This window comes from Gillisia sp. Hel1_33_143 (assembly GCF_900104765.1).
In the GTDB taxonomy this organism is placed as follows: Bacteria; Bacteroidota; Bacteroidia; order Flavobacteriales; family Flavobacteriaceae; genus Gillisia.
This window is the reverse complement of the sequence record NZ_LT629737.1, coordinates 115695-136453: the sequence shown is the minus strand read 5'-3', so window position 1 is coordinate 136453 and position 20759 is coordinate 115695. Positions and strand designations below refer to the sequence as shown.

General features: G+C 33.9%; 21 protein-coding genes. 10 read left to right on the top strand and 11 right to left on the bottom strand.

All coding sequences use genetic code 11. The annotated features are described in order from the left end of the window. Window positions 1–308 precede the first annotated feature (308 nt). Window positions 309–1937 carry an L-glutamate gamma-semialdehyde dehydrogenase gene (gene pruA, locus BLT84_RS00695; RefSeq protein WP_034888947.1) on the bottom strand — a complete coding sequence of 543 codons (1629 nt, stop codon included), beginning with the start codon at window positions 1935–1937 and terminating at the stop codon, window positions 309–311. Between the two features lie 143 nt (window positions 1938–2080). Between pruA and BLT84_RS00690 the strand changes: the two genes are divergently transcribed. Further along, window positions 2081–2788, top strand: a complete 708-nt coding sequence (locus BLT84_RS00690) for an NRDE family protein (protein ID WP_091262165.1) — start codon at window positions 2081–2083, stop codon at window positions 2786–2788. Here BLT84_RS00690 and apaG read toward each other — a convergent pair. The 3 genes from apaG to BLT84_RS00675 are packed head-to-tail and all read right to left on the bottom strand — an operon-like array spanning window position 2785 to window position 5549. Continuing rightward, complete coding sequence (apaG, locus tag BLT84_RS00685; RefSeq protein ID WP_034888952.1) at window positions 2785–3171, bottom strand: Co2+/Mg2+ efflux protein ApaG; 387 nt, start codon at window positions 3169–3171, stop codon at window positions 2785–2787. The genes BLT84_RS00690 and apaG overlap by 4 nt on opposite strands. Before the next feature lie 2 nt (window positions 3172–3173). After that, the gene (locus BLT84_RS00680; RefSeq protein WP_091262163.1) at window positions 3174–4268 is read right to left on the bottom strand and encodes a DUF3667 domain-containing protein; all 1095 of its coding nucleotides are present in this window, start codon (window positions 4266–4268) and stop codon (window positions 3174–3176) included. 33 nt (window positions 4269–4301) lie between these two features. Then, on the bottom strand, window positions 4302–5549 hold the full coding sequence (locus BLT84_RS00675) for a DUF5103 domain-containing protein (protein WP_091262161.1): 1248 nt from the start codon (window positions 5547–5549) through the stop codon (window positions 4302–4304). Between the two features lie 168 nt (window positions 5550–5717). Here BLT84_RS00675 and BLT84_RS00670 point away from each other — a divergent pair, with 168 nt between their 5' ends. The 8 genes from BLT84_RS00670 (at window position 5718) to BLT84_RS00635 (ending at window position 13189) form a co-directional block, all read left to right on the top strand. Next, window positions 5718–7061, top strand: coding sequence for a Na(+)-translocating NADH-quinone reductase subunit A (locus BLT84_RS00670; RefSeq protein ID WP_034888959.1), 1344 nt, complete (start codon window positions 5718–5720; stop codon window positions 7059–7061). A gap of 12 nt (window positions 7062–7073) precedes the next feature. After that, window positions 7074–8255 (top strand): NADH:ubiquinone reductase (Na(+)-transporting) subunit B, encoded by a 1182-nt coding sequence (locus tag BLT84_RS00665; protein WP_034888961.1) that lies wholly within the window; start codon window positions 7074–7076, stop codon window positions 8253–8255. Between the two features lie 2 nt (window positions 8256–8257). Next, window positions 8258–9001 (top strand): Na(+)-translocating NADH-quinone reductase subunit C, encoded by a 744-nt coding sequence (locus BLT84_RS00660; protein WP_034888963.1) that lies wholly within the window; start codon window positions 8258–8260, stop codon window positions 8999–9001. 2 nt (window positions 9002–9003) lie between these two features. After that, window positions 9004–9750, top strand: coding sequence for an NADH:ubiquinone reductase (Na(+)-transporting) subunit D (locus BLT84_RS00655; RefSeq protein WP_091262160.1), 747 nt, complete (start codon window positions 9004–9006; stop codon window positions 9748–9750). 26 nt (window positions 9751–9776) lie between these two features. After that, window positions 9777–10391 carry an NADH:ubiquinone reductase (Na(+)-transporting) subunit E gene (gene nqrE, locus BLT84_RS00650; RefSeq protein ID WP_034888967.1) on the top strand — a complete coding sequence of 205 codons (615 nt, stop codon included), beginning with the start codon at window positions 9777–9779 and terminating at the stop codon, window positions 10389–10391. Between the two features lie 16 nt (window positions 10392–10407). Next, on the top strand, window positions 10408–11697 hold the full coding sequence (gene nqrF / locus BLT84_RS00645; protein ID WP_091262159.1) for an NADH:ubiquinone reductase (Na(+)-transporting) subunit F: 1290 nt from the start codon (window positions 10408–10410) through the stop codon (window positions 11695–11697). Between the two features lie 120 nt (window positions 11698–11817). Next, on the top strand, window positions 11818–12177 hold the full coding sequence (locus BLT84_RS00640) for a Na(+)-translocating NADH-quinone reductase subunit F (RefSeq protein ID WP_091262158.1): 360 nt from the start codon (window positions 11818–11820) through the stop codon (window positions 12175–12177). After that, a complete protein-coding gene (locus BLT84_RS00635) occupies window positions 12155–13189 on the top strand; it encodes an FAD:protein FMN transferase (RefSeq protein WP_091262157.1) in 1035 nt (344 codons plus the stop codon). Before BLT84_RS00640 ends, BLT84_RS00635 begins: the two co-directional genes overlap by 23 nt. Window positions 13190–13195: 6 nt before the next feature. On the opposite strand, the gene BLT84_RS00630 is transcribed toward BLT84_RS00635, so the two are convergent. The 6 genes from BLT84_RS00630 to gpmI all read right to left on the bottom strand — a co-directional run bounded on the left by BLT84_RS00630 (window position 13196) and on the right by gpmI (window position 17914). Continuing rightward, the gene (locus BLT84_RS00630) at window positions 13196–13963 is read right to left on the bottom strand and encodes a class I SAM-dependent methyltransferase (protein WP_410503548.1); all 768 of its coding nucleotides are present in this window, start codon (window positions 13961–13963) and stop codon (window positions 13196–13198) included. Continuing rightward, window positions 13960–14523: an HNH endonuclease gene (locus BLT84_RS00625; RefSeq protein WP_034888973.1), complete on the bottom strand. Its 564-nt coding sequence runs from the start codon at window positions 14521–14523 to the stop codon at window positions 13960–13962. Before BLT84_RS00625 ends, BLT84_RS00630 begins: the two co-directional genes overlap by 4 nt. Then, window positions 14516–15331, bottom strand: coding sequence for a type I methionyl aminopeptidase (map, locus tag BLT84_RS00620; RefSeq protein ID WP_034888974.1), 816 nt, complete (start codon window positions 15329–15331; stop codon window positions 14516–14518). The genes BLT84_RS00625 and map overlap by 8 nt, the downstream gene beginning before the upstream one ends. After that, the gene (locus tag BLT84_RS00615) at window positions 15328–15759 is read right to left on the bottom strand and encodes a BT0820 family HAD-type phosphatase (RefSeq protein ID WP_091262155.1); all 432 of its coding nucleotides are present in this window, start codon (window positions 15757–15759) and stop codon (window positions 15328–15330) included. The genes map and BLT84_RS00615 overlap by 4 nt, the downstream gene beginning before the upstream one ends. A gap of 62 nt (window positions 15760–15821) precedes the next feature. Then, on the bottom strand, window positions 15822–16385 hold the full coding sequence (locus BLT84_RS00610; protein WP_091267899.1) for a thioredoxin family protein: 564 nt from the start codon (window positions 16383–16385) through the stop codon (window positions 15822–15824). An 11-nt stretch (window positions 16386–16396) separates the two neighbouring features. After that, complete coding sequence (gene gpmI, locus BLT84_RS00605; protein ID WP_091262153.1) at window positions 16397–17914, bottom strand: 2,3-bisphosphoglycerate-independent phosphoglycerate mutase; 1518 nt, start codon at window positions 17912–17914, stop codon at window positions 16397–16399. A gap of 429 nt (window positions 17915–18343) precedes the next feature. On the opposite strand from gpmI, the gene BLT84_RS00600 reads away from it, so the two are divergent. Then, window positions 18344–19090, top strand: a complete 747-nt coding sequence (locus BLT84_RS00600) for a murein L,D-transpeptidase catalytic domain family protein (RefSeq protein WP_091262151.1) — start codon at window positions 18344–18346, stop codon at window positions 19088–19090. On the opposite strand, the gene BLT84_RS00595 is transcribed toward BLT84_RS00600, so the two are convergent. Beyond that, complete coding sequence (locus BLT84_RS00595) at window positions 19087–20748, bottom strand: murein L,D-transpeptidase (protein WP_091262149.1); 1662 nt, start codon at window positions 20746–20748, stop codon at window positions 19087–19089. The genes BLT84_RS00600 and BLT84_RS00595 overlap by 4 nt on opposite strands. Between the last annotated feature and the right edge of the window lie 11 nt (window positions 20749–20759).

Below are 20759 nucleotides of genomic sequence, written 5' to 3'. Positions count from 1 at the left end.
ATCGATGAAATACATCTTTTTAATCAACTCTCTTTAAGAACATCTAAAAATCATTATAGAACTTTCAACCGGTAAAATTGTGATTTCAACTAAACAAGGCTCTTTTTTAATATAACTCTACATCTAATCTAGAGATGCATTTATAAAAGATCTATAATTATTTAGTGTTAGATCAGAAGGTAACTTGGAGAATATCTATTTAAGTAATAGCATTAATAAGAATTAAGATTTAAGGACTTGCTAATAGTTCATAAAAAAAGCTCGTAGAATAACTACGAGCTTTTTGATGTTGATTTATGGAGAGCCAATTATTCTCCCATAAATGGATATCTGTAATCTTTAGCAGCTACAAAAGTTTCTTTTATCAATCTAGGTGAAACCCATCTTAATAAATTCAGTTTAGAACCTGCTTTGTCATTGGTTCCACTTGCTCTTGCTCCTCCAAAAGGTTGTTGCCCAACAACGGCTCCTGTTGGTTTATCATTTATGTAGAAGTTACCTGCAGCATTTTGAAGTGCTTTAGTTGCCTGGGTAGCAGCATATCTGTCTCCAGAAAGTACAGCACCAGTAAGGGCGTAAATACTTGTTTCATCTACTAGCTTAAGTGTTTCTTCCCATTTGTTATCATCATAAACATAAATGGTTACAACGGGTCCAAAAAGTTCTGTTTCCATTGTAGTATATTTTGGATCTGTTGTTAAAATAACCGTAGGCTCTATAAAATATCCTTTAGATTTATCATAACTACCTCCCACAACAATTTCTGCATCTTTATCTTCTTTAGCCTTGTCTATGTATTTAGCCAGCTTATCAAAGGATCCTTCATGAATTACAGAAGTTATGAAGTTACTCATATCTTGAGGTGAACCCATTTTAAAAGATTTTACATCTTCTACAACGTAATCCTTAACTTCCTTCCACATACTTTTTGGAATGTAAACTCTAGAAGCAGCGCTACATTTTTGTCCTTGGAATTCAAAAGCCCCTCTAGAGATAGCGGTTGCAACCTGCTTAGCATTTGCTGTAGGGTGCGCTAAGATGAAATCCTTTCCACCGGTTTCTCCAACTATTCGAGGGTAAGTTTTATATTTATCTATATTCTGACCGATTTTAGCCCAAATACCTTTAAACACATCTGTACTTCCGGTAAAGTGTATACCAGCAAAATCTGGACTAGCTAATACAGCATCGGTGATCATTACAGGATCTCCCATTACCATATTAATTACTCCATCTGGCACTCCAGCTTCTTTAAACACTTCCATGATTACTTGTGCAGAAAATACCTGACTATCACTTGGCTTCCAAATAACAGTATTTCCCATTAAAGCAGCGCTTGCAGGAAGGTTACCGGCAATTGCAGTAAAGTTAAATGGAGTAATTGCATATACAAAGCCTTCTAAAGGTCTATATTCAATTCTGTTCCAAGCTCCAGCAGAAGATTCTGGTTGCTCTTCATAGATTTGAGACATGTATTCCACATTAAATCTTAAGAAATCTATGAGTTCACATGCAGAATCTATTTCGGCTTGATAAATAGTTTTAGACTGTCCAATCATCGTGGCAGCATTTATTCTAGCTCTATACGGACCAGCAATAAGATCTGCAGCCTTTAAAAATACCGCGGCACGTTGTTCCCAATCTAGGTCTGCCCATTGCTGTCTTGCTTCTAAGGAAGTAGAAATAGCTTTCTCAATATGCTTTTTTTCAGCTAAGTGAAATGATCCTAAATCATGTTTATGGTCATGCGGTGGGCGCATTCCCATAGTGTCTCCAGTTTTAATTTCTTCGGATCCTATATAAAGTGGTACATCCATTTTGGTGTTCCACATTTCTTTATAAGTATTTAATACTTCTTCTCGTTCAGGAGTTCCAGGAGCATATGATTTGATTGGCTCATTTATAGCTGTTGGAACTTGAAAAAATCCTTTTCCCATAATTATTTATACTTTTTTTGATGTTTTCTATTTATAAGGCTAAAGGTAAAAAAATTAAGTCGTTTAACCTGAGACCTGTAAACAGACTCCTTAGGTTTAACGTATTTTTGTAATGAAGTTAAAATCTAAATTTTAGTATATCTATGTGCACCGTTACTCTTAGCCGGAATTTTGTGAAAAATAATGATTTTGTTTTAACATCTAATAGGGATGAGGCTGCAGGGAGATCTACATTTATTCCGATGAAATACTCTGAAGATAATGTAACCATACTTTACCCCAAAGATGCAGAAGCAGGAGGAACTTGGATAGGGCTTAGCGATAATTGTAGAGTAATATGTTTGTTGAATGGAGAATTTAAATCACACATTAGAAAGGATAAATATAGAATAAGTAGGGGAGTGGTGGTTAAAGATTTTTTAAAGGCTAAGAATCTTGTTGAGTTGCTAAATAATTATGATCTAGAAAATATCGAACCATTCACTTTAATTGCAGGAGATTGGAATATGGATTTAAAATTTATAGAACTAGTTTGGGATGGAGAAAGAAAGCATGTGAGGGAAATAAAAGAAGAACTTATAATATGGTCTTCTTCACCACTTTATTCAGAGGAGATGAAATCAGAACGGATTAGTTGGTTGAAAGACTTTAGCGTTAATAATGAAATAGATGCAAATTCATTATGGAAATTTCATCATGCGGCAGGAAATGGTGATATGAATACTGATGTAATAATGGATAGAGGTTTTGTTAAAACCAAAAGCATAACTCAAATTATAAAGCAATCTAATGCTATAGAAATGATCTATGAAGATCTAGAAACAACAAAATTGGTAAGAACAAAATTTTAATTGAGCGCAAAAGCAGCGCTTAATTTGAATGATGGAATGGAAACTTTGAATTTTTTAGTAGTTGTAAAGTTTACCATGTTATAATAACCACTCATAGCTCCAAAAGGAGATGTTAACAAACAACCACTGCTATATGTATGAGATTCGCCGGGTTTTAAAACCGGTTTTTTTCCAATTACTCCTTCCCCTTGTACGATCTCTGTTTTATTTAGAGCGTCTTTGATCTTCCAAAACCTGGATGTTAATTGAACGGAATCTTTACTTTGATTCTCTATCGTAATTTGATAGCCAAACGCAAAGTGAATTTTATAATTCTTATAAAAAGTGCCTTCAAAATTAGTTTCTACGGAAATTTTTATGCCGCTAGTTACTTGTTGTATCATAATTAATAGATAGCAAAGGATGCAAAAAGAGTAATTAAGGTTGCTATAACAGCTAAAATAAGAAATATAGTGTTTATAATCAGAAATTTAACAATAGTTTTGAATCTACTCTGCTCATAAAAATTTCGCATTGCTTTATAGAGATAGAAAAGAAATAGTAAGGTAGCTAAAGGTGTAAAAAAGTCTATATTAAAGATCTCTTTGAGCAAAAGGCTTAATCCTAGAAGTACAAAGAACACGCTTTGAACATGAAAGATAAACACCAGATGCTCCATATAATTAAAATTACGTCTCCAGTATAATAACCAATTGAATAATGCTACAACAGGTAAGAAGAAGAATATGATTAGAGGCATTTTTCCTAATATATAATTTAGGAAGATCTTCGGGTTCTCCGTCATAAAATTATAATCTATGGTTTTCTTATAAAGCCATTCGTTATAGTTTGTTTTGTTATGATGTAAGCTATCCAGAGCTATTGTGGAAGATGTAATTTTTGTTTCTTCCTGAAAAGCATTATAAAGTTCTAATCGTTTTGAAGTAGCTTCAAAGAAAGAAAGGCTATCTACTTTATTTTGTGTTATATATTTAGTCTTATAACTTTTTGTAGTAACGGTATCTCTTATATTCTGAAGCGCAATTAAGGTATCTAAATTGACCTTTACATTGCCGGGAAGTTCATTTAGGTCTTGCTGCAGGTCCTCCAATTCTTTATCCGTAAGTTCGTTTTTTACCGTATCTGGGTCGCTTTCTGTTATTCCTTCATAATTATTTGAAAATCCGAAAATGATAAAAAATATTATTGATACACTAAGATAAAATCTAAAGGGATTTGCATATCGCATTCTCTTTCCGTTCACATAATCTTTGGTGATCTTACCGGGTCTAAATAGCAAGGTGAAAAGTGTAAGATTCACTCTGGAATCATAGGAGAAAACCCCTGCAAAATATTCGTTTACGTAGTCTTTAAATGATAATTTTTTAATGCTATTATTTTGTCCGCAATTTGCGCAGTAGTTATCGCTAATATCTAAAGGATGATTGCAATTGAGGCAGGTGGTTCCTCGGTACTTTTTAATAGTATTATAATCTTTCATAGAATGAGATACGCCGTAGATTCTTATAGTATGCTAATTTGTGATATTTATGGAGTTTGCATTTCCAAGACCAATAATTTTGTCATACCGAGCTCCCAGATCTCTAAAGTATACCAAAACCTGATAGAAATTCTCGGTTTCATCAAAATTCCCACTTATAAAACCTTCATTTAAACTTCCGTCTTTTTGTACTAGAACATATTTGTAATTATAAAAGCCTTGTTTAAAGAGTATGGCATTTTCATAAAGTCCTTTTTCTTTACTGTATTTCATCAATGTAGAGTTATCTACCTCAAAGTTGTTGAAAGCACCGTATATGTGAAGTTCTCCTCCGCTTAAAGGTTCAAAATTCTGAAGACTGAAGTGGGTCCAGATATATTCAGCTTCGGTGTTGGAGTCTTCGCCTTGAAGTGTTCTCACTACAAACTGTCCATTGATGTCTGGATTATATGTGTAGGGCTGTGTGTCTCTAGACGAGTTGGTAAAAAGGTAATGATGATAAAGTGCATCTAGTTCTATTCTGCTAATATTTAAAGTTGGAGATCTCAAGTCTTTGCTGTCAAATTGAAGATATTCGTTGCCCGCCCAAAAAGAGGTGGGGCTATCATATTTATATATAAGGCTATTTCCAATGGTATATTGGGGTTTTATGTTTCTAATTGCCTGTTTTAGGTTTTGATTTTGAAGTATTAAGATATTTACGGTGCTCTCCGGATTTCTAATAAGTAGATCTTGAGAATTGATCTCAATATTTACTATTTGTTTTGTGTTGATATATTGCAAGTCTCTAGATCTTTTTATTGCGACAGCAACTTTGGATAGATTTTCATATATCATGAACTTTCTGGAAAATACAATTTCTTTGGAGCTGTTAAAGATGCTTATAATGTAGTTTCCAGATACTTTTAGTTGTTTTATGTCATTATTGGGTATGTTCAATTCGTAGTGCGTATATGGCTGTAGGGTATTGTAGGAATTGCTGTAATTAAATATTCTTACATTGTCTATGCCATCTAAATATTCAGATTTAACTAAGTTGGAAGGAGACCAATCGTAATTAAAATGCTCTATGGTATAATAGTAGTCTGCTTCGTCTCCTATAATATCATCAAATGCCAAAGATAAATTTTCACCCAGTTGAATAATTGGGTTCCCACTGTAATCTGAATTACCAGTGAACTCTATACTTCTAATAAAGGCAGGGGGTGTAACCTCCAAACGCTCTTGTGAAAAAGCGCTTAAACTGAGAATTGATAATACCAGATAATAAACGTGTTTCATGTGCTTAAAATTAAATTACAAGGAATTACAAATTTTATAATCATATTCTTCCTAAGCTACTTTAACAAGAATAGAACCGAAAATTATCTGATTTGTTTGGTAGTTGTAGGGTTAAAATTAGTAAATTTGCACACTATAAAAAATAAATTTTAATATACACTCCATCCTATGTCAAAAGACATTCGAATTAAAAGAGGGCTTACTCTACGATTAAAAGGGGAGGCGGAAAAACTAGTTGTTGATGCCCCAAGGTCTAAGACCTATGCGATCAAACCTCCAGATTTTCATGCAGTAGTACCAAAAATGGTTGTTAAAGAAGGCGCTAAGATCCTTGCCGGAGACGAGCTTTTCTTTTCAAAATATACAGAAGAAATTAGATTTACTTCTCCTGTTAGTGGTACTGTGGCTGAGATAAAACGAGGTGATAAGCGTCGTATTCTTGAGATCATTATTGAGGCAGATCCTACCGACTCCTATAAAAACTTTGGTCAATTAAACGCTGCTACGGCAGATGCTGAATCTGTAAAGAACAGGATCTTAAAAAGTGGTTGTGGTGCTTTTATAAAGCAAAGACCTTATGATATTGTAGCAGACCCTAAAGATTCTCCAAAATCAATATTTGTATCTGTAGTGTCTACCGCTCCTTTGGCGGCAGATCTAGGCTTTGTTCTTAAAGATAAAGTTGCTGCTTTTCAAGAAGGAATTTATGCATTGCAAAAGTTAACTTCAGGAAAAGTACATGTATCTGTAGATGAAAGTTCTGCTTCAATTCTAAAAGGGATTAAAGGTGCAGAGATACATGTTGTTAACGGTCCGCACCCTGCAGGAAATGTTGGTGTTCAGATCCAAAAATTAGATCCTATTAATAGAGGAGAGCGTGTTTGGTGTGTTGGTGCAGAAGATGTGGCAATTATCGGAAACGTATTCTTAACTGGAGAATATCGTGCTAACAGAACTATTGCAGTTACTGGTAGTGAGGCAAAAGATAGAAAGTATTACAATACTAAAATTGGAGCCAATTCTGCAGATCTAGTAGGTGCTGTTTCAGAGAATGTTAGATTGATCTCTGGAGATGTACTTACAGGATTAAAATTATCGAGTAATCAATATATAGGTTTTTATCCTAATTCTTTAACCTTGATCCCAGAAGGGAATAGTTATAGAATCTTTGGATGGTTACCTTTTACTTATAACAATATTCATTCTAATTCAAAAACCTCTTTGTCTTGGTTAATGCCAAATAAGAAGTTTGAACCTACAACCAATTTAAATGGTGAGGAAAGAGCTTTAGTGGTAACTGGAGAAATGGAAGAAGTAATGCCTATGGATATTTATCCTATGCAACTTCTGAAAGCTTGTATGGCTGGAGATATTGAAAAAATGGAAAATCTAGGGATCTACGAAGTAGCTCCAGAAGATTTTGCATTAATAGATTATGTTAACACTTCAAAAATTGAAGCTCAGGAAATTATACGTCTTGGGTTGGATTTAATGCTTACCGAAGTAGGTTAAAAAGTTTTAAATATGGAATGGATAAGACAAAAATTAGATAAATTTAAAGAACCTTTTAATAAGGGGAATAAATTAGAGAAGTACGCTCCAGCATATAATGCTTTAGATACTTTTCTTTTTACACCAAATCATACTACCCAAAGCGGTGCGCATGTTAGAGATGCAGTAGATCTTAAGAGAACTATGATTACTGTAGTTCTTGCGTTAGTACCTGCGTTAATCTTTGGAATGTGGAATGGTGGTTACCAATATTTATCTCAAATTCAAACTGAGGTTGGTTTTTGGGAAGCTTTAGGACACGGAGCATGGAAGATCTTACCAATGATAGCAGTTTCTTACGGAGTTGGTCTTGGTTTAGAATTTGCTTTTGCTGTAATGCGTGGTCATGAAGTAAATGAAGGGTATTTGGTTACCGGACTTTTGATTCCGATGATCATGCCAATAGATATTCCACTATGGATGGTAGCAATATCTGTTGTATTTGCAGTTGTTATTGGTAAAGAAGCTTTTGGAGGAACAGGAATGAATATTCTTAATCCTGCTCTAACGGCTAGGGTTTTTGCATTTTTTGCATATCCTACTTATATGTCTGGTAATACCGTTTGGGTAAGTGAAGCTTCAAATATAGATGGAGTTTCTGGAGAAACTATTCTTGGATCTTTAGCCTCTGGAAATACGGTAAATTACAGTTTCTTAGATATGTTCTCTGGAGTTATTCCTGGTTCTATATCAGAAACTTCTACCTTGTGTATCTTGGTTGGAGCTTTAATTTTAATATTAACTAAAGTTGGTAGTTGGAGAATAATAATAAGTGGATTTATGGGTGCAGCAGTAATGGCACTTATATTTAATGCTTTACCTTCTATGGGATTAGAAGGAAATGATCTAACAAATTTCCCATGGTATCAGCATCTAGTAATTGGAGGTTTAGCATTTGGTGTTGTTTTTATGGCAACAGATCCTGTATCTGCAGCTCAAACCATGAAAGGAAAGTGGATCTATGGATTCCTTATTGGATTATTTGCAGTGATGATTAGAGTTTTTAACCCGGCATATCCTGAGGGAATCATGTTAGCAATTCTTTTAATGAACGTATTTGCACCGGTTATAGATCACTATGTGATAGAATCTCATGTAAAACGCAGAAAGAAAAGATTAGCAAATACGGCAGCCTCAATTAAAACAGCAGTATAGTTATGGAAGAGAAATCGGTTAATAAAACAAATAGTAACGGGTATACCTTTATTTTCGCCATTATCATGGTGGTTGTGGTAGCCAGTGTACTAGCCTTTGCAGCAACATCTTTGCAACCTTTGCAAAATGAAAATGTTAGAAAGGAAAAGATGCAGAATATTTTAGCAACTATCGGTATTGAAACTGATAGAGACGGTGCAGAAGAATTATACAATAAGTATATTACTGAAACTATCGCGTTAAAAGAAGATGGATCTGTAGATGAAACTGCAGATGCTTTTACTGTAGATCTTGCAAAAGAACTTAAGAAGCCAGTAAATGAACAAATCTACCCGCTTTATGAAGCAAATGTAGATGGTGCTAAGTACTATATAGTTCCATTAAGAGGTAAAGGTCTTTGGGATGCCATCTGGGGATATGTGTCTTTAAAAGACGATGTAAATACTATAAAAGGAGCAGTCTTCGATCATAAAGGGGAAACACCAGGTTTGGGTGGAGAAATTACTCAGGTTTGGTTTCAACAAAGATTTGCAGATGAAAAGATCTTTGATGGGAGTGGTAATCTTATAGGTGTTTCTGTTGTTAAAGGAAACGTTGGTCCATCTAATAAAGATGATAATAAAGTAGATGCTATTTCTGGTGCAACAATTACTGGTAACGGTATTTCTGATATGATTTCAGAAAGATTGATTCATTATCTACCTTATTTCAAAAAACAAAAGGATATTAAAGTAGCAGTACATTAATTATGGCAAAAGATATCAAATCAGCTTCAGAAGCAAATGAAGCAAAGAAAAAAGAAATGATTTTGTTCTTGTCTAATTCAGAAGAAAAAGAGCATTTCCTTTCTAAGAACAATAGAAAATTATTGAGTGATCCTTTAAACGACAATAACCCAATTACCGTTCAGGTATTAGGTATATGTTCTGCTTTAGCAATTACCGTTCAATTAGAACCTGCAATTGTTATGGCGGTTGCGGTTATGGTTGTAATTGCTTTTTCAAACGTTATTGTATCTCTTATGAGAAATCTGATCCCTAACAGGATTAGGATTATAGTTCAATTGGTTATTGTAGCCTCTTTGGTAATTTTAGTAGATCAGGTACTTAAAGCATATGCTTACGATGTAAGTAAGCAGTTATCTGTATTTGTTGGATTGATTATTACCAACTGTATCGTGATGGGTCGTTTGGAAGCATTTGCATTAGGTAATGGTGTATACAAATCATTTCTTGATGGAATTGGAAACGGAGCCGGATATGGATTGATCTTGGTAATTGTGGCTTTCTTTAGAGAATTATTAGGTTCTGGTAAATTACTAGGGTTTGAAGTTCTAGGTCACAAAGCAGCTACAATGGCAGAATCTACCGGTTTATATGCGGTAGGGTATGAAAATAACGGTTTGATGTTATTATCTCCAATGGCTCTTATTGTAGTTGGGATAATTATATGGGTACAACGTGCTAGAAACCGTAAACTGATTGAACAACATTAATAGCGCAACAGCGAAAAAGTATTACAATGGAATATGTAAATTTATTTGTCCGAAGTATTTTTATAGAAAATATGATTTTTGCCTACTTTTTAGGGATGTGTTCCTATTTAGCAGTGTCAAAAACAGTTAAAACAGCTGTTGGTTTGGGTGCAGCGGTAGTATTCGTACTTACCATTACGGTGCCTATCAACTTTTTGTTAGATCAGTACTTATTAAGACCAGGAGCTTTGGCTTGGTTAGATCCTGAATATGCAAGTGTAGATCTTAGTTTCTTAAGTTTTATCATGTTCATTGCAGTAATAGCATCTATGGTGCAACTGGTGGAGATGATCGTAGAGAAATTTGCTCCAGCTCTTTATGGTGCATTAGGTATCTTTCTTCCTCTTATTGCAGTAAACTGTGCAATTTTAGGTGGATCTTTATTTATGCAACAAAAAGATTTTAGTGCCGTTTCTGAAGCTATCACTTATGGGTTAGGTAGTGGAGTTGGATGGTTCTTAGCAATTTTAGCTATTGCAGCAATCCGTGAAAAAATAACATATTCTAATGTGCCAGCACCATTAAAAGGATTAGGGATCACTTTTATTATCACCGGTTTAATGGCATTAGGTTTCATGAGTTTTATGGGTATTAAATTATAATCGAAAAACAAAAACAATGGCAGTTATTATAGCAAGTGTAGTTGTATTCTTAGCATTGATCTTATTGCTCGTTTCTATTCTGTTAGGAGCTAAAGCAAAACTGGTTCCTTCTGGTCCGGTTACTATAAGTGTTAATGGAGAGAAGAATTTGGAAGTTGGTTCTGGAGGAACTTTGCTTTCTACTTTAGGAGAAAATAAATTGTTCTTACCTTCAGCTTGTGGTGGTGGTGGAACATGTTTACAGTGTAAATGTATCGTTCAAGATGGAGGAGGAACAATTCTTCCAACAGAAGAGCCTCATTTTACTAGAAAAGAGATCGCTAATGGATGGCGTCTTGGATGTCAGGTAAAAGTTAAGCAAGACATGAAGATCCAAATTCCTGAAGAGGTTTTTGGAATTAAGAAATGGGAAGCTACGGTTGTTAGAAATTACAACGTTGCATCTTTTATTAAAGAATTTGTAGTTCAACTTCCTGAAGATATGGATTACAAAGCTGGTGGATATATCCAAATTGAGATTCCTAAATGTGAAGTAAAATTTTCAGATATAGATATTACTGCTCACCCAGATGAGCACCCGGGAGAACCAGAGAAATTTAAAGATGAGTGGGACAAGTTTAAACTATGGCCACTTCAAATGAAGAATAATGAAACTGTAGAGCGTGCATATTCAATGGCTTCTTATCCTGCAGAAGGAAGAGAGATCATGTTGAACGTACGTGTTGCTACTCCACCTTTTGACAGAGCTAAGAACGGATGGATGGACGTTAATCCAGGTATTGCTTCTTCCTATATCTTTTCGAGAAAGAAAGGTGATAAAGTTGTCATTTCAGGGCCTTACGGTGAATTCTTTATTAATGAGAGTGAATCAGAAATGCTTTATGTAGGTGGTGGAGCCGGTATGGCACCAATGAGATCTCATTTATATCACTTATTCCGTACTATTAAAACTGGAAGAAAAGTTACCTATTGGTATGGAGGTCGTTCTAAAAGAGAATTGTTCTACACAGAACACTTTAGAGCCTTAGAACGTGATTTCCCTAACTTTAAATTTTACTTAGCATTATCTGAACCTATGGAAGAAGATAATTGGAAAGTTAAGAAAAGTATAGACGATGAAGGAGATGGGTTTGTAGGTTTCATTCACCAAGTAGTAATAGATAATTACTTACAGTATCATGAAGAGCCAGAAGATATTGAATTCTATTTCTGTGGACCACCATTAATGAACAAGGCTGTTGAGAAAATGACAGATGATTTTGGTGTACCACCAGAAAATGTAAGATTTGATGATTTTGGAGGGTAATTCTCTTCCAATATATATAAAAAGCCATCCTTTTAAGGGTGGCTTTTTTTTTAAGTTGAATAATATTTTAGCATCGATTTTCTTTATTGAAATACCTTAAGTTGTATTTTTGATGTTGTTATGAAAAATGAACTCGATAAGCAGGAACTTCACAATTTAGCAATGAATATTGTAGGTGAGGATTTGGAAAAACAAGGCTTTGAATTTTTAGGTATCAAAAGTGAACTTAAATCTAATCCGCAATTTGTTGCTTTAAAGAATAAGAAGCTACATTTTGTAATAGTTAGAGCCATCACATATCCTGAAGATCCCAAGGAATATGACCATATATTTATGAAAAGTATGAAGGAGCATGCATTAAAATTTAATGCGTCAACTTTCTATGCAGGCGTTGGTTTAGCCAACTCCACGAATTACGAAAAACCTATTTCAAGAGAAGAAGATTATATAGTTAATTATGACGGGATACAAGAAATATAAAACTTGGCTTGGGCTTTTAATAGTATTCATATCATTGAATAGTTGTAATAATGCCAAGAATGGAGAACATAGCTTGGAAGGAGCAGCATTAGGAACTTCCTATCATATTAAATACTTTGGTGATCTTTCTGAAGAACAAGCAGAAAAGGGATTGGATTCTATTTTTAAAGTGATTAATAAATCTATGAGTACCTATCAATCAGACTCAGATATCTCTAAGATCAATTCTGGAGATACAGATATAATTGTAGATGATAATTTTCAAGAAGTTTTTAATACTTCAGATAAGATATATAAGGAAAGCAATGGGTATTTTGATCCTACAGTAGGTAGTTTGGTAAATGCTTATGGATTTGGTCCAGATCATACATTAGACAGTGTCCAACAGATAGAGATAGATTCTATGTTACAATATGTAGGATTTAATAAAGTAAAACTTACCTCTCAAAATAAGATAGAAAAGCAGCATCCTGAAATTTATATAGATTTTAATGCTATTGCCAAGGGGTATACTATAGATGCAATTGGACGTTATTTCACTTCTAAGAACATAAAAGATTATCTTATAGAATTAGGAGGGGAACTTGTGGCAAGTGGCTCTAATACAGTTAAGAATTCTAACTGGGTTGTGGCAATAGATGATCCTATGCAAGAGGAAGGTGTAAGAACTTTTGAAGCTACCTTAGAACTACAAAATAAGGCCATGGCAACCTCAGGAAATTATAGGAAATTTAGAAAAGATCCAAAGACTGGGCAGGTTTTTGTTCATACTATAGATCCGCTTACGGGTAGATCTGAAAAGAGCAATCTCTTAAGTGCTTCTGTTTTGGCAAAAAACTGTACGTTGGCAGATGGGTATGCTACCGCTTTTATGGCATTGGGTTTAGAAAGATCTAAGCAGATGCTTAATATGTTGGATAATATAGATGTTTATTTAATTTATACTGAAAGTGATGGAAGTATTAAGGTTTTTAAAACACCGGGATTCGATAGCGCTCTCATAAAAAATTAGGCGTACTTATTTACAGCAAACAGGTATAATTTCGCCAACAGCAATACGGTATTTGTCTACCTCTGCTGGTGTTAATTTTGAGGTATAGTCTACTTCCTTTACCTTAAAACCAACGCTTCTCAATTTAGCGAAATAATCTCTTCCATATATTCTAACGTGATCATATTGGCCAAAAATCTTGGCTCTTTCTTTAGGATCTGTAATGCTATCGTCTTGAAATGTTTCTGCTCTACTTAATTCTTGCGGAATTTGAAGTATTGCAGTACCACCGGGTTTCAAAACTCTAAATAGTTCCTCCATAGCTTTAGTGTCATTTGGAATATGTTCTAAAACATGATTGCAAAGTATAAAATCGTATTCATTATCTTTAAAAGGTAAGTTGCATATATCAGCTTTTACATCAGCTAAAGGAGAATTGAGATCTGTAGTGGTATAGTCCAGATTTTTTAACTTTCTAAATCTTTTGTAAAAAGCTTGTTCTGGAGCAAAATGTAACACTTTTATAGTACTCTTGAAAAAGCTAGTTTCTTCCTTTAAATAGAGCCACAGAAGCCTATGGCGTTCTAAAGATAGCGTAGAAGGAGATAATACATTCTCTCTCTGATTTTCATATCCGTAGGGAAGAAATTTTTTAAATTCTTTTCCATCTATTGGGTCTTGATAACGATGACCCTTTAAAACGATCTCTAGAATAGGTTTGGCTAAATAACTAAGTCTTATTAGTAGAGGCCTTGGAATTGTATTAAGGGTAAATTTGAATATGCTGCGTATCATACTTCAATATCACCCCAGTTTTCTCCAGATTTTATTCTATATAATTGCATCTCAGAAACTCCAAATTGTTTCGCTAGAACTCTAATTCTAGTTTTTCTGTTAGGATCTAATAACTTTTTCTTTAAGATAACGGCTTGTGCATAAGAAAGTTTAGAGTACGATGTGATCTTTCTTAGCTTTCGCTTAACTTTAGTTTCCTTAACATTGGGGTTTCCATATTGATGTTGAACCCATTCATCTTTTGTAGCCCAATCCAGATTAGAAACTTCGTTATCATGTTTTTTGTAGTTCTTATGGATTACAAATTCCTGATTCTCTTTTCTCTCTATAAACAGTTCTGCAACAATTCTGTGAAAATAATAGTTCTTCTTTTTACCATCTTTTAGATTCACAACAAAAGATAGATAACCGGCAGTTCTCCCGCCATTTAGAAGCTCTCCCTCTGGATTTTTCACAAAACTAATAACACGTCCGTAATTGGAAATTTTGTACACAAATCTATCCTGCCAGATATCTTTATGCAAGGTTTTCCATTGCTCTTGTCTGAAATTCTTAATCATAAACTTTGGACCTAAAAGGTTCTTCTTCTGCACTAACAATACCTAAAGCTTCGTAGATGTATTTAAATGTTGAAAGTAATTCTGGCTTACCATCTACAATTGCTACATCATGTTCAAAATGTGCACTAGGTTTATTATCTGCTGTTAATATAGTCCAACCATCTTTTAGCTGGTTAATTCTTTTTGTACCCAAATTTATCATTGGCTCTATGGCAACTACCATTCCTTCTACCAACTTCTTTCCGCGGCCTCTTTGTCCATAATTAGGCATCTCTGGATCTTCGTGCATTTTTTTACCAAGACCATGCCCAACTAATTCTCTAACTACTCCGTACCCACGATCTTCACAGTATTTCTGAATAGCGTAGCCAACATCGCCAACTCTATTCCCAACCTTAAGTTCGCTTATACCAGCGTATAGAGATTCTTTGGTGACTTTTAATAAATCTTTGGTGTCTTCTGCAATTTCTCCTACAGCAAAAGTGTATGCATGATCTCCGTAATAATCATTCTTTACAGCTCCGCAGTCTATAGAAATTATATCTCCTTCTTGTAAAGGCGTGTTATTCGGAATACCGTGAACCACCTGAGCATTTGGACTCATGCACAGTGTATTAGGAAAATCATACATTCCTAAAAAACCAGGAATTGCATTTTGTTCTCTAATATACTCTTCTGCCATTTTATCAAGTTGAAGAGTGGTAACTCCAGGTTTTATTTCTGCAGCTAACATCCCTAAAGTTCTAGAAACTACTAATGCACTTTCACGCATTAATTCTATTTCTTCTCTTGATTTTATAATAATCATAATTTAGGTTTTAAAAAGTTAAGAATCCCGTTTCTGGCTTTCTTCTTTTTATTTTTAATTTTCTTGGTAGCGTAAATGTTTTCTTTTCCTAAGGTTTGATAGATCTCACCCCAACCTACTAAACCTCCAATATTTCTATCATCGATAAAAATATCTGCCTGAATTTTTCTGCTTTGAGTCTCCTCGAAAACTTCTTCAGGATAACTTTTATTTACTGCGTAAAATTGTAATCCATTTTTTTTACAGAATATTACGGCTTCATCTAGCTCTTTTCCAGATCTATACGTCCATAGAATTAATAAATGACCTTCTTCTTGAAGCTTTTTTAGAGTTTCTAAAGCAAATATAATTGGTTTGCCTATTTGAGGATATTTATTCTCTACTATAGTGCCGTCAAAATCTACGGCAATGGTTAGTCCATCTATCATAGCTCCAAAATTACTAAGAATGTTGTTACTACTAACGTATAGGTATAAAGCAAATTCTTTTCTTATTGAGCGTAAGAATCGTTATACTCTTTACCGCTAACTATTTTGGCGATATCAGCTTCAATAGATTCTTTAGGATATTCAACAAATCTATTAACTTCTTTACCGTCTTTTATAAAAATAAAAGTAGGAACTCTCTTTACATTCCACTTTTCTTCAGTTTTTCCTTCTGTTGTCTTGCTACGATCTACTCCGTAAATAGTCAGTTTAGAAAGGTCATATCCAGACTCATCTAAAATTTTGAATAATTTGGGAGTTTCTCTTTTACTATCTGGGCACCAAGTTCCCATATATGCTACGATCTCATAATCTGAAATGTTTTCTTTAATGGTTTTAAGTGCTTCTGCATTTGGAGAATAGTTGTTATAACCATTATTAAACCAAGTAGCAAAAGGTTCTTTTTGAAGATCTTCTTTAGTGAATTCTCCCAATAACATACCTTGTTGAACTACTGCAGTATTAGATGCATCTGCTGTAACTTCAGTCTGCTCATTTTGAGGTTTAGTTGTTTCATTGGTATTACCACAAGCTGTTGCAAGGGATAAGATCATAATTAGAAAGCTCATTTTCATAGAATTTAAATTAAGGATTTTTGAGTCATTAGTTCGGGTTTAGTGATCCCCATCAATTCTAAGATAGTCGGTGCTATATCTCCTAGCTTACCATCTTTAATAGATTTTATATCTTTATCTACCATTATAAAAGGTACCGGATTGGTAGTGTGCGAAGTATTTGGACTTCCATCAGGGTTAATCATAACTTCACTATTACCATGATCTGCAATTACAATAACTGTGTAATCATTTTCTATTGCTGCTTCTACAACATCTTTAGCGCATTCATCTACCACTTCACAAGCCTTTATCGCTGCTTCCATGACACCGGTGTGACCTACCATATCTGGATTGGCAAAATTAAGACAAATAAAATCCGGATCTCCAGAATTTATTTCCGGAATGATCTTATCTCGAATTTCATAAGCGCTCATTTCGGGCTGAAGGTCGTATGTTGCTACTTTTGGAGAATTTACCATAATTCTTTTTTCCCCTTTGAAAGGTTTTTCACGACCACCATTAAAGAAAAACGTTACGTGAGGATATTTCTCTGTTTCAGCAATTCTAATTTGTGATTTTCCTGTATATTCAAGCACTTCTCCTAATGTAGTTTTTATATTGTCTTTGCTAAAAACCACATTTATATTATTGAAGGTATCATCATACTTGGTTAATGTTACAAAGTATAATGGCATTGTCTTCATCTCATATTCAGAATAATCTTCTTGAGTTAAAGCTTCTGTAAGTTGTCTTCCTCGATCTGTTCTAAAGTTAAAGAAAATTACAACCTCATCATCTTTCAAAGTCGCAACAGGATTCCCATTAGAATCTGTAAGAACTATTGGTTCGATAAACTCGTCTGTTACGTCCTTATCATAACTATTTTGAATAGCCTGTAGAGCATCTTGAGTTTTTTCTCCTTCTCCTTTTACAATAAGATCATAGGCTTTCTCAACACGTTCCCATCTATTGTCTCTATCCATAGCAAAATATCTTCCTATTATAGAGGCTAGTTTGCTGTTGGTCTTATTTAGATGATCATCTAAATCTGCAATAAATCCTTTTCCAGATCTTGGGTCTACATCTCTACCATCTGTAAAAGCATGAACGTATTTTTCTTTAACTCCAAATTTCTCTGCCGCAGATAGTAATCCTTTCAAATGATTGATGTGAGAATGAACTCCTCCATCGCTCACCAATCCCATAAAATGAATAGGTTTGTTGTTGGTTTTAGCATAATTAAAAGCTTGTTCTAGAACAGGCTCTTCTATTAAACTATTATTCTTTACAGCTAGATTTATTTTTGCGAGATCTTGATATACAATTCTACCCGCTCCTAAATTCATATGTCCAACTTCACTATTTCCCATTTGGCCTTCAGGAAGACCTACATTCATACCGTGAGTTAATAATTCACCATTAGGATATTTTTCTAATAAAGAATTGAAGAAAGGAGTTTTTGCTTGAGCAACTGCAGATATTTTTGGGTCTTGGGTAACACCCCAGCCATCCAATATCATAAGGATTACTTTTTTGTTCATGCTAGAAATATATATAAGGGGTAAAGATAAGCACTAAATATTGGTGCTATAATCTTACTTTATTAATATTTTATTAAATTATAAATATCTGTTGTCCTAACAACAGATATAATGGTAGTTACTCCAAAATTAAAGACATATTCATCATTATTTTCTTCAGAGCAGGTATGTTAAAATTAATAATTAGCATTCATTAAATAATTCTTAAAAATTTTATTTTGCCCTCTATATAATAATACAGCATATATTACGTTTTAGAAAAAGTGTTCATTATAAATTAAGACGCAAAAGGCTTATTTACAGTATTGTGACGGCTAGAAATGTTAAATAAGCTATATTAATCATCAAATAAAGAATTTAAATATAATTTTTTGTAAGTTGGTATTCTCTTTGCATTTAATTAACATATAACCATAAAACCCAAATTATATGACCTACAAAATCTTGACTGTATTTGCCGCTTTAGCTACTTCTTTCGCATTTACAACCTTAGATGGCCATAATAACACAAACGTTACTATTCCTACAACAACTTTAGAAACATCTCCAACTGCAAAATCTGCTACTTTAACTTTTGATGAAAAAGTAAATGTGATGTATAATGAGTTTGTAGAAAATAACACTAGCGTCCCTAATTTGGAAAGCTTTAAATATGGAGTGATGGGATATTCTAAATTAGAAGATAAAGCATTAGTAAAAAAGGAGATCCTAACTATTATAGATTTTACACTTTCCTCTACTCAAAAAAGAATGTGGGTGTTGGATATGAAAAATCATACCGTTCTTTTCAATACCCTTGTTGCTCATGGTAAGAATACAGGGGGAGAATTTGCTAGTAAATTTTCAAACAAAGTAAACTCATTACAGTCATCACTTGGGTTCTATGTAACCGGAGAGACCTATTATGGTAAAAATGGACTATCAATGTTCATAGATGGACAGGAGGAAAAATTTAACTCTAATGCGAGAGATAGATATGTAGTTGTTCATGGAGCAGATTATGCTACTAAAGATTTTATTGATCGTGCAGGTAGATTAGGAAGAAGTTATGGTTGTCCTGCAGTTCCTGCAGCTCTTACCAAAGATATTATTGAAACCATTAAAGATAGATCTGTAATGTTCATATATTCTGCGGATAACAATTATAACAGCAATTCTGCAATGATCAAAGCTTAGTGAATGGTATTCAGAGCTTTAAGTATCTTTTCATCATCATTATATATATCATGGGTAAAATGGGTTTTACCATTTTCTCTCCATGCGGTCCAATAGAAAATATAGATCTTTACGGGAGTAGTTAGTTTGATATATCTTGTCTTGCCAGAAGCTAACAATTCATCTACTTTATCTGAATTGTATTGTTTCTGATCGCTTAATAATTCTTTAGCCAGATCTATAACTCCTTCTACTCTTACGCAGCCAGAACTGTTGGATCTAGCGTTATTACTGAATAACGATTTTGAATTGGTGTCATGTAAATAGATCAAATGTTTGTTTGGGAAATTGATCTTTACCTGTCCTAATGGATTTGCGCTTCCAGGATCTTGTTTAAACCTATAGCTATAAACCTCCTTAGAATTCCAGTTTACATTAAGAGGGTCTAAGCGTTCGCCGCTTTGAGAAATAACATTTAAATGTTTCTTATTTATATAGTTAGGGTCTTTTCTTGCGCCTGGAATTACATCTTTAATTTTAATGGTAGGGGGAATATACCAGGATGGATTTAAAACTATGTTTTCTATCTCATCAGAAAATACGGGGGTTTCCCTAGATGGTAATCCAACTACAATTTTATGCTCGTCTTTAAATTTACCGTTTTTTATGAACTCTAGCTTAAAGTCTGCTACATTCACTAATATATAATCTGATCCTAGTTCTCTTGGGTACCATCTCCATCGTTCTAGATTTACTTGAAGAATATTATACCAATCTTTAGCTGATTTGTTTAAATTGTATAGCGTTGCGTTCCCTATAATTCCATCTATCATAAGGCCATGATCTTGTTGAAAAGCTTTAATAGCCTTTTCTGATGTTTTAGAATTTACGCTAGACGTGTCCGCATCTTTTAAATAGCCAAGTTGTTGTAGTCTTGCTTTTATTATTGGCATTCTTGGATCTGAATTTTCTGGTTTTATGGTTTTTCCTATTTCAATCTTCATGAATTTTGAAGAATCCTTCTCCATTAAAATAGATTGTTCTTTAGCAGCTAAAATCAGTTTGTTGTAAATTGGATTGATAGGACCTAATTTCTTTATAGCAAAGGATAGATCATTCTTATCAATTGATTCATTTAGGAGTTTGGAGATCGAGATTTTTTTGCGAGTAAGATCCCATATTTCGTGTAATTTCTTAGGATTGGTCTTTCCATACCAGAGCTGTTTGCCATATTTGAAGAAAGCGTCTGTTAAATAAATATCTAGAGCACTTATTTCTTCTGAAGATCTATCTTGTAAATTTTTGGTGAGATTTTCAATTTCATTTCCATGAAAATCCTCAAACAAAAAGCCTTGATATTTAGCATTTTTTAAGGTGTCTAAAAACGCATTTCTAAATTGAGTATCGCTCCATACCGGCTTATTTGCTCGAGCCTTATAAAAGGTTTTTATAGAATCTCTCTCAAATAGGCTAGTGCTATCTTTTTCTTGCAATACTCTTAAAATAGCTTCAGGTGTTCCTTCAGCTATCTCTTCTACTGGAGATTGTGGGTTGTAGCTATCGCCATTAACATTATTATTGGCCTGGTTATTACATGAAATTATAAATAATAAGAATACTATAAATACACCTTTTTTAAAAGACCTTTCAAAATTCATAATGTGATGATAGAGTAGCATAAATGTCAATT